Source organism: Clostridium sp. CM028 (genome assembly GCF_030585565.1).
GTDB lineage: Bacteria > Bacillota > Clostridia > Clostridiales > Clostridiaceae > Clostridium_AD > Clostridium_AD estertheticum_B.
Genome location: NZ_CP077766.1, coordinates 2,860,106 through 2,876,733, shown reverse-complemented (window position 1 = coordinate 2,876,733; position 16,628 = coordinate 2,860,106). Strand labels below are relative to the sequence as shown.

General features: G+C 30.4%; 15 protein-coding genes. All 15 read right to left on the bottom strand.

All coding sequences use genetic code 11. The annotated features are described in order from the left end of the window. Window positions 1-163 precede the first annotated feature (163 nt). The 15 genes from KTC94_RS13580 to KTC94_RS13510 all read right to left on the bottom strand — a co-directional run bounded on the left by KTC94_RS13580 (window position 164) and on the right by KTC94_RS13510 (window position 16,600). A complete protein-coding gene (locus KTC94_RS13580) occupies window positions 164-1,486 on the bottom strand; it encodes an O-antigen ligase (RefSeq protein ID WP_220286186.1) in 1,323 nt (440 codons plus the stop codon). A gap of 16 nt (window positions 1,487-1,502) precedes the next feature. Next, the gene (locus KTC94_RS13575) at window positions 1,503-2,408 is read right to left on the bottom strand and encodes a glycosyltransferase family 2 protein (RefSeq protein ID WP_220286187.1); all 906 of its coding nucleotides are present in this window, start codon (window positions 2,406-2,408) and stop codon (window positions 1,503-1,505) included. 18 nt (window positions 2,409-2,426) lie between these two features. Then, a complete protein-coding gene (locus KTC94_RS13570) occupies window positions 2,427-3,428 on the bottom strand; it encodes a glycosyltransferase family 2 protein (RefSeq protein WP_216302579.1) in 1,002 nt (333 codons plus the stop codon). A gap of 54 nt (window positions 3,429-3,482) precedes the next feature. Continuing rightward, window positions 3,483-4,058: a dTDP-4-dehydrorhamnose 3,5-epimerase gene (gene rfbC, locus KTC94_RS13565; RefSeq protein WP_216302578.1), complete on the bottom strand. Its 576-nt coding sequence runs from the start codon at window positions 4,056-4,058 to the stop codon at window positions 3,483-3,485. Window positions 4,059-4,088: 30 nt separating this feature from the next. Further along, window positions 4,089-4,994 carry a glucose-1-phosphate thymidylyltransferase RfbA gene (rfbA, locus tag KTC94_RS13560; protein ID WP_216302577.1) on the bottom strand — a complete coding sequence of 302 codons (906 nt, stop codon included), beginning with the start codon at window positions 4,992-4,994 and terminating at the stop codon, window positions 4,089-4,091. 30 nt (window positions 4,995-5,024) lie between these two features. Beyond that, window positions 5,025-5,903, bottom strand: a complete 879-nt coding sequence (locus tag KTC94_RS13555) for a glycosyltransferase family 2 protein (protein WP_220320137.1) — start codon at window positions 5,901-5,903, stop codon at window positions 5,025-5,027. Window positions 5,904-6,298: 395 nt separating this feature from the next. Beyond that, window positions 6,299-7,132 carry a dTDP-4-dehydrorhamnose reductase gene (gene rfbD, locus KTC94_RS13550; protein ID WP_220320138.1) on the bottom strand — a complete coding sequence of 278 codons (834 nt, stop codon included), beginning with the start codon at window positions 7,130-7,132 and terminating at the stop codon, window positions 6,299-6,301. Window positions 7,133-7,276: 144 nt separating this feature from the next. Continuing rightward, the gene (locus KTC94_RS13545) at window positions 7,277-8,374 is read right to left on the bottom strand and encodes a DegT/DnrJ/EryC1/StrS aminotransferase family protein (RefSeq protein WP_304518730.1); all 1,098 of its coding nucleotides are present in this window, start codon (window positions 8,372-8,374) and stop codon (window positions 7,277-7,279) included. 37 nt (window positions 8,375-8,411) lie between these two features. Continuing rightward, window positions 8,412-9,416: an NAD(P)-dependent oxidoreductase gene (locus KTC94_RS13540; protein ID WP_258280618.1), complete on the bottom strand. Its 1,005-nt coding sequence runs from the start codon at window positions 9,414-9,416 to the stop codon at window positions 8,412-8,414. Between the two features lie 7 nt (window positions 9,417-9,423). Further along, complete coding sequence (locus KTC94_RS13535) at window positions 9,424-10,122, bottom strand: WbqC family protein (protein WP_220320139.1); 699 nt, start codon at window positions 10,120-10,122, stop codon at window positions 9,424-9,426. 66 nt (window positions 10,123-10,188) lie between these two features. Then, on the bottom strand, window positions 10,189-11,652 hold the full coding sequence (locus KTC94_RS13530; protein WP_220320140.1) for a lipopolysaccharide biosynthesis protein: 1,464 nt from the start codon (window positions 11,650-11,652) through the stop codon (window positions 10,189-10,191). Between the two features lie 95 nt (window positions 11,653-11,747). After that, window positions 11,748-12,719 (bottom strand): glycosyltransferase, encoded by a 972-nt coding sequence (locus KTC94_RS13525; RefSeq protein ID WP_220320141.1) that lies wholly within the window; start codon window positions 12,717-12,719, stop codon window positions 11,748-11,750. Between the two features lie 189 nt (window positions 12,720-12,908). Further along, window positions 12,909-13,961 (bottom strand): dTDP-glucose 4,6-dehydratase, encoded by a 1,053-nt coding sequence (gene rfbB, locus KTC94_RS13520; RefSeq protein WP_220320142.1) that lies wholly within the window; start codon window positions 13,959-13,961, stop codon window positions 12,909-12,911. Window positions 13,962-14,023: 62 nt separating this feature from the next. Continuing rightward, the gene (locus KTC94_RS13515; protein WP_216302569.1) at window positions 14,024-14,695 is read right to left on the bottom strand and encodes a sugar transferase; all 672 of its coding nucleotides are present in this window, start codon (window positions 14,693-14,695) and stop codon (window positions 14,024-14,026) included. 549 nt (window positions 14,696-15,244) lie between these two features. Beyond that, on the bottom strand, window positions 15,245-16,600 hold the full coding sequence (locus tag KTC94_RS13510; RefSeq protein WP_220320143.1) for a hypothetical protein: 1,356 nt from the start codon (window positions 16,598-16,600) through the stop codon (window positions 15,245-15,247). Between the last annotated feature and the right edge of the window lie 28 nt (window positions 16,601-16,628).

Sequence of the window (16,628 nt, the reverse complement as noted above, 5' to 3'; positions counted from 1 at the left end):
GCATATCCAACATTTAAATTTTTTTAAGAAATCTATCATCATAAAAACATATCATAATTAAATAATACTGCTATGAGATATTTTTACCATAATACTTCTTATTGTAATATATTTAATACCATATTAATTAAGAAAACATAAAAAACCCAAAAATCTAAAAGCTTTACTCTACAACAGATTTTTTTTCAAATAACTCCATTAAAATTATTAAGAATACAGGAATAAAAAAGCCGTGGGCTCCTGCAAAGTATGGATTAGTTGTACTTGCTACCACTACAGATATTAAACCTATTCCCCACCCTTTTAGTATACATTGCTCAATTATTACATTATTACTTCTGATAATTTTATAAGTATTATAAATTATATGAATAAATCCGAACCCCAAAAATAATATACCTATTAATCCAGTTTTATACCATAATTCAAGATAATATAGTTCAAAATTCAATCCACTTCTCCCTGTTTCTACCTCATATGCATTTATTTCAGCACCAAATCCTGACCCTATTACGACATGTTTTTTGATACCGTTTATTAAGTACTTAGTCTGAATGCTCCTAATATTATTCGAAGGTTCCTTTTGATTAAATTGCGTTGTTGACTGAACTCTTCCAACAATTTCATTAAGAATACTATTCCCATTATGCTTTAATGCTACATATCCTAAAGATACGCATAAGCAGATTATAACAATATTCAAAAGAAACCGCTTTTTATTAGCTATTTGTATAAAAAAAGGAGTTAAAATTACCACTACAAATGTCCCCACCCAGTACCCTCTTGTACCTGTAGCAAGTATACCTATAAGCAAAATTAAAATATATACGCTTTTAACTATTATATCTTTTATATCTTTTATATCTTTTATATCCTTCTTGTTAATATACGCTAATTTAATTAAACACAAAGCTAAAGCCACTTGCATTAGTATCCCATTTGCAATATACACTCTAGCATATTCATTTGAATATAACAGTCCTGTAATTAACCCATAATGAGTTATTTTTTCAAACTTTTCCAAGTATGTTACAGGGTTTATTCCTAGCCCAATTACATTATGACTCCATAAGAAAGCTATAAATACAAGTAGTGCAACAACAACATTGTAGATTATAAATAAATTAATTAAATTAATTATCCTTTTCTTGTCTCCATTTATAAACACTACAAAAATAAACACATACAATATTGATATAAACACGTTTAAATTTGAAATTATATCTTTTAAATTATTACCATTTACAATACCAATAATAGCGCCATAAATAATAAAACAAAAAATAGCTGCCATGTAAAATTTAGATCGATTGCTAAACTTTATTTTATTTTTATAATAATATAACATTGCCACTAGAAGACCAATACCAAATAAAACCATCCTTATTGGTAAGCCAAATAATCTTCCAAGCCCGCCGAGTATTATTTCTGTAAACATGACATATAACAAAATGTCGTTTATATTCAAATTAATTTTTTTTAACATAACTTAACCTACCTTATTAGTCTATTTTAATTTGATTATAGATATTTCTTCTATAATCCAATACTCCTTTTATAATCATCTTATATTTTGATAATTTATTTTTCTCATGCAATTGTATTTTTATTATCTCATTAATAAAACGAAGTTTGTCCTCTCTTACCCACGTTGGGAAATCACTTTTAAATTCTTTCCAACAATAAAATCTATTACGTGTTATATAATATCTTCGTATAACAGAATGATTTGTAACAATTATTTTTTTGCCAAGAAAACTCTTATTAACAGAATCGCCTAAGCTATGTAATAAAATGATATTAGATACCTTTAATATATTATAATTTTTTCTCTTAATCCTTAGACAAAATTCATGATCTACAAAATCTATAAATAATTTTTCATTAAAAAATCCTATTTTATTAAATATTGAAGCTTTAACCAAATTTCCTGAAGTCATTTCAACAATAACATTTTTTAAGTTATCTATATCAAAACTATACTTTTCGCACTTGAAATTTACAGTTTCAGTTTCACTCTTATCAACATAAGTTGGAGCAATTATAGCCACCTTATCTCTTTCATTTTCTGATAAGTTTTCATATACACAAATCATATTTTCAATCATATTTTCAGTAGCCACACTATCGTGATCTAAAGTGAAAATCCACTCATACCCTTCTGATAATGCAAATTTAACTCCATAATTCAAAGCTTTTGCAATACCGTAGTTTTCGTTATTATAAATGATTTTAATATAATCATTTTCATCTAATTTAGCCAATTCATTTATAGTATCTCTATTAGATCCATTATCAATTATTACTACTTTATCAACCTGTCCTTTTATAGCATCTACGCATTTATATATATCCTTGCCAATGTTATAAGTTATAACTACTGCACATACATTTGTATTAGTTCTCATATATACCATATCCTATCGTCAACTTTTTATTAAATCGATAAAATCACATTGCATAGTAACTTTATCTTCAAAAGCCTTATGCTTTAATTTCATCTTATTTTTCAAACTCAATATCTCTTTAATTGATTTCAAATTGAAAGGTTCAAATATTAAAGAGAACATTAAAAATTTTATAAAATTCTTGATTATTTGCCACTTATCTCTTTTAAATGTTTGTTTTGTTTCATTTTTTAAAATCATTAGATATTGATTTCTGAAAGATAATCCTCTAATAAATTTAGATTGTTTTTTTCTAGCATTAATATAATTTTTAATTCCATTTTCACCTTTTCCGAAACCTCTTCCATGGTATGCTATTGCTTTTGGATAATACATACACTTGAGTCCCGCTAAGTTAAATCTCCATGATAAATCTATATCTTCTTTATATGCAAAAAAGTCTTCATCAAAATATTCATTTTCTATCCTAACTTTTTCCAAAGCTGATTTCCTATAAAAGGGAGCTGCACCACAAACTCCAAAAATCTGTTCTGTGGTGTCATATTGACCAATATCCTCTTGATTTTGCCCTCTATCAATGCATCTCCTACTACGAAACATTTCTATCCCAGCGCTATCTATGTAATTCAATTTTTTATCATTCTTAAAATCATACTTTAATAATTTTCCTGACACTGCAGCAATTTCTTCATCTCTTACTGTGAATATATAAAGCTTCTCAACGAAATCTGACTCCATCACAATATCAGGATTAATTATCATAACATATTCTCCATGTGCCATATTAATCCCTTGATTTGCAGCTCCCGAATATCCCAAATTCTTATCATTATTAACCTTAATAAAATTTTCATTTGGGTATTCTTTGCAAAAATATTCATATGAATCATCACTTGAATTATTATCTATAAAAATCAACTCAATATTTTTGAATGTTTGCCGGATTATTGAATCTATACATCTTTTTATGTATGATTTATTGTTCCAGTTTATCACAACTACACTTACGGTATCCTTCATACAACTAATCCTCTTCCTCAACGTAATCTAATATCTAATAAATTTAGTATCAAGCTATTCTTTAATTTTATAAACGAATTGTATATCTAACTCTCTTAATTGTTTTTGAACCTTATCTTTTTCTGATAAAAGTACTTCATCTATTCCATCTAATGGCCATTCTATATTAATATCTGGATCGTTCCATAACATGCCACAATCAAATTCCGGATGATAAAAATCAGTACATTTATATACAAATTCTGCTTCATCAGATGTAACTAAAAATCCATGTGCAAACCCTTCTGGCACGTAAAATTGTTTTTTATTTTCTTCAGTTAATAATACACCATACCATTTACCAAAAGTCTCTGATCCTTTTCTTAAATCCACAGCTACATCAAAAACTTCACCTTTTATTACTCTAACAAGTTTTCCTTGAGTATGCTTAGTTTGGAAATGTAACCCTCTGAGCACTCCTTTTGTAGACATAGATTGATTGTCTTGTACAAACACCATGTCAAGTCCTGCTGCTTTAAATTCCTCATAATTATAAGTTTCCATAAAGTATCCTCTGTTATCACCGAACACCTTTGGCTGTATAACATATAAACCTTCTATTCCTGTTTTAGTAAATGTAAATTGTCCCATAAATATCACCTATACTTTCTTATTAATCTTTTATTCTATTGAAGCTGCTGCTTCTTTATACACGTCCTTATATTCATCAGCTATATTTAATAAATATCTACCATATTCTACTTTGAATAACGGTTCTGCAAGCTTTATCAATTGTTGCCTATCTATAAATCCTTTTCTATAAGCAATTTCTTCTAAACAAGCAACATACAGCCCTTGCCTTGTTTGAATAGCCTCAACAAAATTAGAAGCTTCAAGTAGTCCTCTATGAGTTCCAGTATCAAGCCATGCCATTCCACGTCCAAATAGCTCAACCTTTAGTTTGCCACGTCTTAGATATTCATTATTTACCGCTGTAATTTCTATTTCGCCTCTAGCAGATGGTTTAACATTTTTCGCTATTTCCACTACATCATTATCATAAAAATACAGTCCTGGAACTGCATAATTTGATTTTGGATTTTTAGGTTTCTCTTCTATAGATACTACATTATTATCTTTATCGAATTCTACTACACCAAATTCTATTGGATTACTAACATGGTATCCGAATATAGTTGCACCTACTTCTCTTGAGGCAGCTTTTTCTAATCTTTCACTAAATCCATATCCATGAAAAATATTATCGCCAAGTACTAATGCAACTCTATCATCACCTATAAATTCTTCTCCAATTATAAACGCATCAGCAAGTCCTTTTGGTTCTTCTTGCACTGCATATTGTATATTAAGTCCTAATTGACTTCCATCCCCAAGTAAAATTTCAAAAGTACTTGTATCTCTTGGTGTTGATATAATTAATATATCCTTAATTCCTGTTAGCATTAACACTGATAATGGGTAATATATCATTGGTTTGTCATATATAGGTAATATCTGTTTAGACACAGCTTTAGTTATAGGGTAAAGCCTAGTTCCAGAACCTCCAGCTAATATTATTCCTTTCATCTTTGTTCCTCCTAAATTTTAATTATAATCCTAGAAAACCTTTTTTTCCTTTTTAATAGCATTCATTGTTAAACTTAATCCCCATTTTGAGTAGATACCCAAATATGTTAGTAAATTTACAATTGTATTGTATTTATTTTTATAATGTTTATTATAGAATATAAACATTGATTTGTGAAATTCGCCTATCATTCTTGTGCTTTGCTTCTTACTGCTTTCACCTTTATAATGAACTATTCTTACCTTAGGATGATAATAGTTTTTCCACCCTGCTTGTTTTATTCTATAACACCAATCAATGTCCTCTCCATACATAAAAAAGGTTTCATCAAGAAGCCCAACCTGCTCAATGGCTTCCTTGCGTAGCATCATAAACGCTCCAACTAAAGAATCAATTTCGCTTTCTTCATCCTCATGTATAAATGTAGCATTATATCCTCCAAATTTTTTATTATTTGGAAATAGCTTGTCTAGCTTCATAAGATAGCATAAAGAGTTCCATGGAGACGGGAATCCTCTTTTGCATGCCTTATCTAAAGTGCCATTAACTTTTACCACTTTACATCCAAGGCATCCAATCTCTTTATCCTTTTCCATAAAATCAACGCATTCCACTAATGTACCTTTTGGTACAATAGTATCAGGATTTAAAATTAGAACATACTTGCTCGACCTGCATTGTCTTATGGCTAAATTATTAGCCTGTGAAAAGCCACCATTAATGCTGTTACGTATGAGCTTTACTTGTGGAAATTCACTTTCTACCATCGTAGCACTACCATCTTTTGATTGGTTGTCTACTACCCATATTTCATATTCTATGTTTTCAGTATTCTGAATTACGGAACTTAAACAATCCCTTAATAAATCTACCGTATTATAACTTACTATAACTATTGACAAATCCATACGCTGTCCCTCATTTATCTTTTGATATTTTAATGAGACAATAAAACTTTATATTGCCCCTTCTTTTTAAATACTACAAAAACTGTTTTTAAAGTAATTTTTATATCCATCAAAAAACTTCTTTTATCTATGTATTCCATATCTAAATGGAGCAATATGTTACTATTTTAATTAATTTACGCCATGTCATTAATTCCCTTTTAATACAATTTAATGCATTTTAATACAATTTATATTTATTCCCACTCCGTATTCGAGTATACCATAATATTTATGAAAAGTTAATATTTTTTTTTAATATTTCCAAGTTTTTCATGCTCTTTTCCTAAGCCATTTGCAACCTAATATATACCATAAAATGAAAAAGCAGGTGTATTATCTACTCCTGCTTTTAATTATTTTAAATACTCACTAATCGCTTCCTGCCAAGTCCTAGTTATATCCCCAGTAGTCAATTCCAACATATAATTTCTAAGCACTGAATATTCAGGCCTTTTCGCTGGTCTTTTAAATTCATCAGTTGTACAAGGCAAAACTTCTGTATCAATTCCTTTAAGTCTAAATATTTCTTTAGTGAATTCATACCAGGTACATTCACCTTTACATGTGCCATGAAAAAGTCCATAATTCTTATCTTCTACGAGTTTTATTATAACTCTAGCTAAATCAACTGTACTTGTAGGAGTTCCTCTTTGGTCATTAACTACTTTTAATGTCTTATTAGTTTTGCTTAAATTTATCATAGTCTTTACAAAATTATTTCCATCTCCGTAAAGCCATGCAGTTCTAATTATATAATGCTTAGGATTGTGATTCTTAACTAATATTTCTCCCTCAAGCTTTGTCTTTCCATAGATAGTTTGTGGATTTACGGGATCAAACTCTGTTAGTGATTGATTTACATCGCCAGCAAAAACATAGTCTGTTGATACTTGAACAATTTCGGCTCCAATTTCATTTGCAGCCGCTGCTAAGTTTTTAGGTCCTATTGTATTTATCCTATATGCCATATCTATTTCAGTCTCACATTTATCAACAGCCGTAAGTGCAGCACAGTTAATAATCACATCTGGTTTATTTTTATTTACAACACTATATACTTGATCTACGTTTGCTATATCTAAATCTGATACATCCGTAAGTATTAAATCAATGCCTTTTTTCCCTTTATATTGGTTAGTGAGTTCGCGACCGAGCTGACCATTAGCTCCTGTAATTAATATCTTCATAATTCATTCTCCTTTATATCTAGTTATTTTTTCATAATTAAAACAATAACTCCATTATCTCTTGCGATCTGAGCTTAAAATAAAACTCTCAGAGTTCAATCCCTAAGAGTATCATTTTAACTGCGTTTATAACATAAAATCAAATTATCTATTAAGAATAATGTCACAAATCCTATCGACATCATCTAAACTTAAATCAGCATAAAGTGGCAATGTAAGCACCCTATCTGCTATGTAGTTTGCAACTGGTGTCTTTTCAACATCAAATCTACCTTTGTAGCATTCAAAACTATTCGTGAGGGGATAGAAATATTTACGAGCAAAGATATTCTCTGCTTTCAGCTTCTCAATCACTTCATCACGACTTAGCTTATACTCATCAAATACTACAGGGAAGTAAGCATAGTTGCTCTTCACCCCTATTTGAGGTTTACATACCTTAATTCCATCAATACTCCCTAATCTTTCAATATATCTTTCTACCACAGCTTTTCGATTTTTTATCTCGCCATCAACATGACGAAGGTTGCAAATACCCATTGAGGCTTGGAATTCATTCATTTTAGCATTTCCACCTACATACTCAACAGACTCCGGTCCAGTAATACCGAAATTTTTCAAGTCATTTAATATTCTAGTTAACTTATCATTCTTAAAGGTTATTGCTCCACCCTCAATAGTATTGAATACCTTTGTAGCGTGAAAACTAAACATTGAAGCATCTCCAAAGTTAGCGATACTTACACCCTCTGCCGTTACACCAAAGGCGTGAGCAGCATCGTAAATAACTTTTAGGTTATGCTTATTTGCTATCCTTTCAATCTCCTTGACACTACAAATATTTCCATAAACATGTACTGGGATAATAGCGGATGTCTTATCCGTTATCAAACTCTCCAACTTGTCCACATCTATAGTGTAATCGTCAGGATTCACATCACAAAATACTGGCTTTAAACCATTCCTTACTATTGCATGAGTTGTAGATGCAAATGTGAAAGGCGTTGTTATAACTTCTCCTTTAAGATTGAATGCTGCTATTGCGCACTCCAATGCAAGATGTCCATTAGTGAAAAGAGTAATATTTGGAGTATTTAAATAATGCAGTAATTTTGCTTCTAATTGTTTATGTTTTGTACCCATATTAGTCAGCCAGTGGCTGTCCCATAGGTCTTTAATTTCTTCTGTGTACTCCTCAAATTCTGGCATTGAGGATCGAGTTACTTGAATTGAGTTCAATATACTCACCTCTTTATATTATTTATAAATCTGTTAATTTTTAACCCCTAAGTTCCTCAAATCTATTTAGTTCCATTTCCTTTTTAAAATCCTTTAGATAATCTAAATAGTAATACTGAGGTATGTATCCTAACTCTTCTCTGGCATTTGTTATGTCCATAATAAATTCTCTACTATTAGGTTTATCTGGGCAAGGAATAATTACGGACTTACTACCCTTAGGTGAAAATACTTCAATTACGCCTTCAATTTGTTCTTTTAAAGTTACAGCCCTACCAGTACCTACATTATAAAACCCACATTCTCTATCAACCGTAATCGCTTTACACAGCATTTGGCAAAAATCTCTAACATAAACTACATCTTTTGCTTTAGTCGGTTCTCCCCACATTTCAATTTGTTTACCTGCCATTGCTTGATTCATCAAATGGCGATAAGCAAGCACTCTTTTTTCACCATCAACATAGAAATATTGATTAGGTGTATATGCATAGATAGTCGGGCACCTGAATATGAAGCTCTTAATGTTATACGTCTGATGATAATGTTCTATCATATCTACGGCGGTATTTTTTGATATAACATATAATGCATGATCGCCTTTGTAACTAAAACTTCTCGGGAAATCCGGTTTAATTAAAATTTCCTTCCCCCAGTAACCAGAAAGATCACCTTCCGACTGTGGATATAAAATCCTATCAGCTTGAGTCCTTCTGCAGTACTCTAATACGTTAAAAGCTCCAACTATATTAGTTTCCATATACTGTTCTGGCTTATAGCCTTCCATATATGCTGGTAGAGCTGCAGCAAGATTGATGACAGCATGAATACCATTCTGTGGTAACTTGTTAAACTGACTAGAGTCTGTGATATCAACACTGTAATACTCTATTCCCCTCTTTTGAAAAAATTTTGTTTGTTTACGACCAACAGCTATTATCTCAAATTCTTGGGAATTTAGGTTTTCAATACAATATTCTATTAAATATGCTCCAGTGTTACCTGTTGCGCCAAAAATAATTACTTTTTTTTTCAGCTTCCACACCGCCTTCTTATATTAATTCGTATGTTTCAAGCATATCTTTAATCTGATATCTTGAATTAAACATCATCACATCTATTATTGATAAGTTTGACACAAATTCATTATTAAACTGCTGATATTCAACCGTCCCGGTCTTCAGAAAACTAAGTTTTATCTCTCTATCTGCAAAGTCATCATAAGAATATAGATCTTGTCCTCCTACCGCATTGTAATACTCATCTGCACCAATCACCTTGCATATTTCTATAACTTTGTCCTGACCTTTTAAATCATTATTTTTATTTATTGTTGATGAAACAATAATCTCAGTATCTATAGATAAATATTCACAAATTTGTCTTATGGAAAATTCCAAATACTTTGCTAAATTACTCTCGTCTTGATTAATAATATTCTCAATAACCGAAAAGGCATCTGAATAATATGGCGCTTTTTTATAACAACTTTCAATAGTTTTAAGCAGCTTTTTGTTTTGAATTGGGTTTCCTAATACCTCAACTTCATTAATGAGCTTATTAGGGCTTGCGCCATTCATCTGAAGGTTTATCATTTTACCCTCACCATTCATCAAAATTTTGTTTCTGTTTATCCATCCACCTTTTATAAAGTTAACATCATCATATATGACGTATTTATCTACTGCGTTCATTAATTGCCAATACCCTATGTATGGTAAAAAGTATGGTTGCATTATACCTACCTTCATTTTGTTGCTCCTTTCATACTTTTGAAAACATCCTTATTATCCTGATTTAATTAATGTTTGCTCTTTTTATTTACCTTTTTTTAAAATAGAATTTAACAACTCATACACAGTGTTTAATTCTTCTATTCTTTCAATTTTACTTAAACCTACATATGCCACTACCCCTATTATGAATTGAGCTATAATTTTAACTAAATTATTATTAGGAAGCACTGCGCCACTGAAATAAACAACTATTGCCATTATCACTGATGCAACAAATGTAGGCATTATATCCTTGATTTGTTCTATAGTTGAATAAGAAAGCAATTCAGCTGAATAATAGGAGTTTATAAAATAGGCAATATACGAACTTAGAACTGCTGCCCAAAGTAATCCATTAATACCAAATTTAAAAAATAATACTATTACTATTAATATTAAACCTATTGCTTTTTTAATGATCTCTAATCTTAAAAACAAATCAGATCTTCCTTTTACTTGAAGGATATTTAAATTAATTGCATGAAGTGGAAATAACATTCCTGCAAAACATAATATTTGAAAATAAACAATAGAATTCATCCATTTTTGTCCAAATATTAATCTTATAAGGGGACTAGCAACCGCTGCTAATCCTATCATTAAAGGAAAAGTTATAAAAACTGATGTCTTTATAATCTTCTTATAAGCATCTCTTAGTTTGTCCTCATTTTCTTTTATACTACTAAGAACAGGATAGCTCACTTTTTGTACTGAGGATGTTATCGATTGAGATGCAGTATCTCTTAATTTTTGAGCATTCGTATAATAACCAAGCTCTACTGCTGAAAATGATTTCCCTATTATTAAAAAATATAAATTATTATATAATGTATCAATCAATCCAGATGCCAATAACTTCCATCCAAATCCAAATAGCCTTTTAAAAGATTCTACGCTAAAAACTAATGATGGTATCCAGCTATTATAAATACACAATAAAAAAGATTGAATAAGTTGCATAGATAAAGTTTTAATTACAAGACTCCATACTCCAAACCCCATATAAGCGAAAATAATCGCAATAATACCTGATAAAACAGATGATATTAAGCTTATTTTGGTTTGGGTTTTAAAATTTATACTCTTTGTTAACATAGTTCTTTGAATTAATCCAAAGGAATTAATAATAAGGACTATTGCAAGCACTCTTAATATAGCTATAAGTTGGGGTTCTTTAAAAAATCTGCTAATGCCACCTGCGGAGAAAAATAGTACTATATACATTACGACTGCCATAGCAAGATTAAAATAAAAAACTGTTGAATAATCCTCCTGGCTTGGCTCTTTCTCCCTAATTAAAGCATTAGTAAACCCACTATCTATAAATGATTGAGATACTGCAATAAAAACTGTTATCATGCCTATGATCCCAAAATCTTCTGGCACTAAAAGTCTTGCAAGTATTACTAAAATCATAAATTGTATTCCCTGATTTGCAATTAAATCTGAAAAGCTCCAGAATAGACCTGATATTGTTTTTTTCTTTAATGTACTTTGTTCTTGCATTTGTTTTCTCCTAAACTATTTTTGAAATTGAATAGTTACTAATATGTATCGTGAAATAACATCTACCTTAGACTACTACCAGTTTCCACTTGCTATTATTTCTTTTTATATAAACCGGATGATTTTAAAATTTTCTTTAGTAGTTCATAAAAGAATATTCTTATAATCCATACAAACATTTTAACTTTACATATAATACTATTTTTCGGAATGTATTTTTTCATAAAGTCCTTGAGTTTAGGTATATTAAACGTACAAATATAATTCAATATTATTTCACATTCTATTTTTTTTAATTCTGTGTTAAAAAGTTTACTATAATTTGTATCCATATTTAATAAATTAGTTAATGAATTCACCATATCAATTCTATATAAATTCGGATTGTTTTTAGTTTGAGCTGAAAATGATGAACCCGAATCTCTTACCCATCTGTAAGTCCCCATATTTTCACTGAAATATTTAATTTTACCTTTCGTCAATAGCAAAAGCTTAAATGGATAATCGCCAACAATTTCTACATCCTTTAGAAGTTTATTACGTACCACGGAATAATCCTCTCCCCATATATTTTTAAAAACCAAACTAAGAGTAGGAAGATTATTATATTTAAATTGGTCTAAAGGTGTTTTCAAATCACCTTTATAGCTACCAAACGGTGTATCGCTTAATAATTTACGATTTTCATCTATTATAGATACATCATGGGCTGTTGCGATATAATCACTGTTATTTTCTAAAAAATCTATAGACTTTTGTAATTTCGTTTTATCTGTCCAAAAATCATCGCCTTCTAAATATGCGATATATTCACTATTACAATTTTTAGATACTTCTAAACAGTTTAATGATGCTCCAACATTCTTTTCATGCAGGATTAATTTAATTTTATCTGGAAATCTCTGCTTATAGTCTTTTAAAATTTCCCTGGTATTATCAGTAGAACAATCTTCCCCAATAATTATTTTATAATCAAAGTTCACTTCCTGCATTAGTATACTGTCAATTGCTTCTTCAATGTACTTTTCATGATTATATGCCAACATATGTATAACCAATTTAATCAATTATTAACACCTCCTTGTATAATCTAATTATAAGTTTTGATAATAAATTTGTAGTAATAGCAGTAAGTCTATCTGTCTCTCTATTAGCTCCTGCAATTAGTATCTTCATAATCCATTCTCCTTTATATATCTTCTGTATAAGGTATAAAACTATCAGAGCTTAATCCCTAAGCGTATTATTTATATCAATTATTTTTCATACATATTGTTGTAATAATTTTGGTACTCACCTGTTGTAATATTATCCATCCACTGTTTATTGTCTAAATTCCATTTTATTGTCTTCTTTATTCCTACTTCAAATGTAGTTTCAGGATACCAACCGAGCTCGTCCTTTATCTTAGTTGGATCTATGCCATACCTTTTGTCATGGCCTTTTCTATCTTCAACATAACTTATTAGTTTATCTGTTATTTCACTATCTACATTTTCATTTAAATAACTTATAACAGTTTTAACTATTTGCATATTAGTTCGCTCGTTATGTCCACCTACATTATAAACTTCGCCTACCCTGCCACCATTTATAACCATATCTATTGCTTTGCAATGGTCTTCAACATAAAGCCAATCTCTTATATTCATTCCATCACCGTATACTGGCAAATCTTTATGACTTAAGCAATTGTTTATTAGTAATGGTATTAGTTTTTCTGGGAATTGATATGGTCCATAATTATTTGAACATCTAGTTGTATTTACAGGCATTTTATACGTATCAAAGTAAGCTTTTACCATTAAATCTGAACCTGTTTTACTTGCTGAATATGGACTATGTGGGTCTAGTGGTGTTGTTTCAAGGAAAAATCCTGTTGCGCCGAGGGATCCATATACTTCATCCGTAGATACTTGCATAAACTTCTTGCCTTCTTTAAATCCGCCTGGTATTTCCCATGCATTCTTAGTTATATTTAAAAGATTTACTGTACCTAAAACATTTGTATTAACAAATATTTCTGGCTCTTTTATACTTCTATCTACATGTGATTCTGCCGCAAAATTTACAACATAATCAATATCATTTTCTGCAAATAATTTTTCTACTAATTCTTTGTCACATATATCTCCTTGAACAAAAATATAGTTAGTATTATTTTCTACATCTTTTAAATTTTCTAAATTCCCTGCATAAGTTAATTTATCTAAATTTATAACTTTTACATCTGAATATTTGTTTAACATGTAATGAACAAAATTTGCACCTATAAACCCAGCTCCGCCTGTTACTAAATAAGTTTTCATATTATTTATTCTCCTTACTAAACTTTATTTTTAATTCTCTAATTGGTTCTATTATTACCGTTTTACCTTGCTCCCTGTTTATTAACCACAGCTCCAAAAGTCTTAAAAATGATTTTCAAATCCACCCAAACGCTCCTATAATCTATATAATTCATATCGAGTTGTACTCTTTCATCATATGTCGTATCACTTCTACCACTTGCTTGCCAATTACCTGTAAGACCGGGCTTTACACTTAATAGCTTGTCCCCATATATTCCATAGTTCTCAATTTCTCTTTCTATTATAGGTCTAGGTCCAACGATAGACATATTGCCTTTTAAAATATTTAATAATTGAGGTAATTCATCTAAACTTGATTTCCTTAAAAATTGTCCAAATTTAGTTATTCTTGGGTCATTTTCAAGTTTAAAACTTTTCTCAAATTCTATTTCTTGTTTCGGTGTCAATTTCTTTAGTAATTCTTCAGCGTTGGGCAGCATGGTTCTAAATTTATAAACTTTTATAAATTCGCCATTCATACCCAATCTTTTGTGTCCAAAAAAAACAGGCCCCTTTGAATCTATCTTAATCCAAATAGCAACAACAACCATCACTGGACTAAGTAATAAAATCCCACATAAAGCACCTATAACATCAGTTATTCTTTTGATTATAAAATATCCTGCATTTTTTTCATACTCACTAGTAATCTTTACCTGTGTCTCCCTCATATCCGTTTCTAATTCTTCCATTTGTATCCCCCCTATTACTATATTATACAGACTCCTGCGCTCTACTTCGCCCCACATTTATAACAATATCTAAAATTTCTATTTTACTAATTTCTACAAAGTTACACAGATTTATTATATAATTTCGAAGATTTTACGTCAAATTTTGAATTTTATAGTTCAGTACATCTATCGACCAAATATGACATTTTTTTTTAATTTTATTACTTATATGTATTGGAGTATACTTGCTTTTTTTAACTTATTTTATGCTATTAAATAATTTATTAAATATACATTTTAATACAATTTAATACATTTTAATTTATTTTTATTTACAATTTAGTATATCATAATATTTACAAAATGTTTCCTTTTTTTATTATATAACAAATTTAATGGTATTTACATCATTTTTTATCGCTAAGTTGAACTATCCTCTTTATATTATATTCAACTTGTTACTTAAAGATATATGTATTTATAATTTTCAGCTTTAAAATCAAATAAAAGAGGAAAGAATAATTTTAATTATTCTTTCCTCTTTTATTTGTCCATTTATTTCATTGACTAATTATGCATAAAGTAGGCAAACTTATCTGTTGAATAAGTTGCACGCATATCTCGTACATGAGCCTCGCTACCTTGGTTGTCTGCAACATATGCCAAAGTATAATTACTATTAGCCCATCCCATAAATACAAATGTATGCGTTGGGTATCCTCCGCCATCATTAGTTGTAAAACAAATACTTCCTGGTGTAAGCTTTTTAATATTCCAATTAGACTCCCATCCACGTGCATTTAGGTAACTTAAATACTGTCTTGTGTTACATGTTTCTAGTGGAATAGGTACTCCCATTCTTCTCATTACCTCGCTTGAGAAATAAACGCAATTATTCGAAGTATTCCCACCATGTAATGCCACAGCCCTATTTAGTACATTGGTAACATTAGTTGAAGAGTTTAAATAGTTTGCAATCCTAGCTTCAAGCGCTGTTTGATTTGAACCTTCCGCTGCCGCAATTCTATCCACTTCTATTTTAGCAAGTCTTGCCGCTTCTTCTTTAGCCAACCTGTCTGCTTTTATTTTAGTAAGTCTTGCTGCTTCTATTTTAGCTATTCTATCCGCCTCTATTTTAGCAATCTTATCCGCTTTTTCTTTAGTTGTACTATCTCCTTTAGTTGTACTATCCCCTTTAGTTATATTACCTTCTGCTTCTTTAGGTATTCTAGCTGTCTTTACTTTTACTATCCTATCGGTTTCTACTTTGGCTATGCTATCAGCTTTCACTTTAGCTATTCTATCTGCTTCTACTTTAGCAAGCCTGTCCAACTCTGTTTTAGCTAAATTAGCAGCCTTTACTTCTTCTGCTTTGTCAAATGATGCTTTCGCTATTTCATAATTTTCTGCTATTCTAGCCTGTTTAGGCGCATCTGCTCTCTCAGCGGCTATCCTATCAATTTCTTCTTGTTTAGCTTTATTTGCAGATACTTGTGCCAATTTGCTAGCTTTTTCTTTATCTGCTTCTCCTTTTTCCGCTTTATCTACTGCTATTTTTTCCAGTCTAGCAACCTCTTCTTGCTTTGCTAGCATTTTCGCTTGCGCCTCTGCTTCCTTGGCTAATTCGTCCTTTTTAGCCTTTTCAATTACTAGTTCATCGATTTTCTCTTTAGATATCAACTGTTTCTTACTAATTGTTGCCTTTGTACTCGTTGGATTAGCAACTGATGCTGTAAGCGTTACTTCTCTTACTTTCTTTTGGCTTGAAAGAGGAACCTCGCTTTTAACTGGCTCTTTCGCTTTACTTGCAATTGCCCACGCACTAGTACTTAACCCTACCACCGCTGTTAATGCCGTTATTACTACTATTCTCGTTCTCATTTTCCTTTTCTTTCTCATTTCAGTTCTAGTTCTCCGCTTCACTAATCATGTCCCCCTAAATTTGTTATAT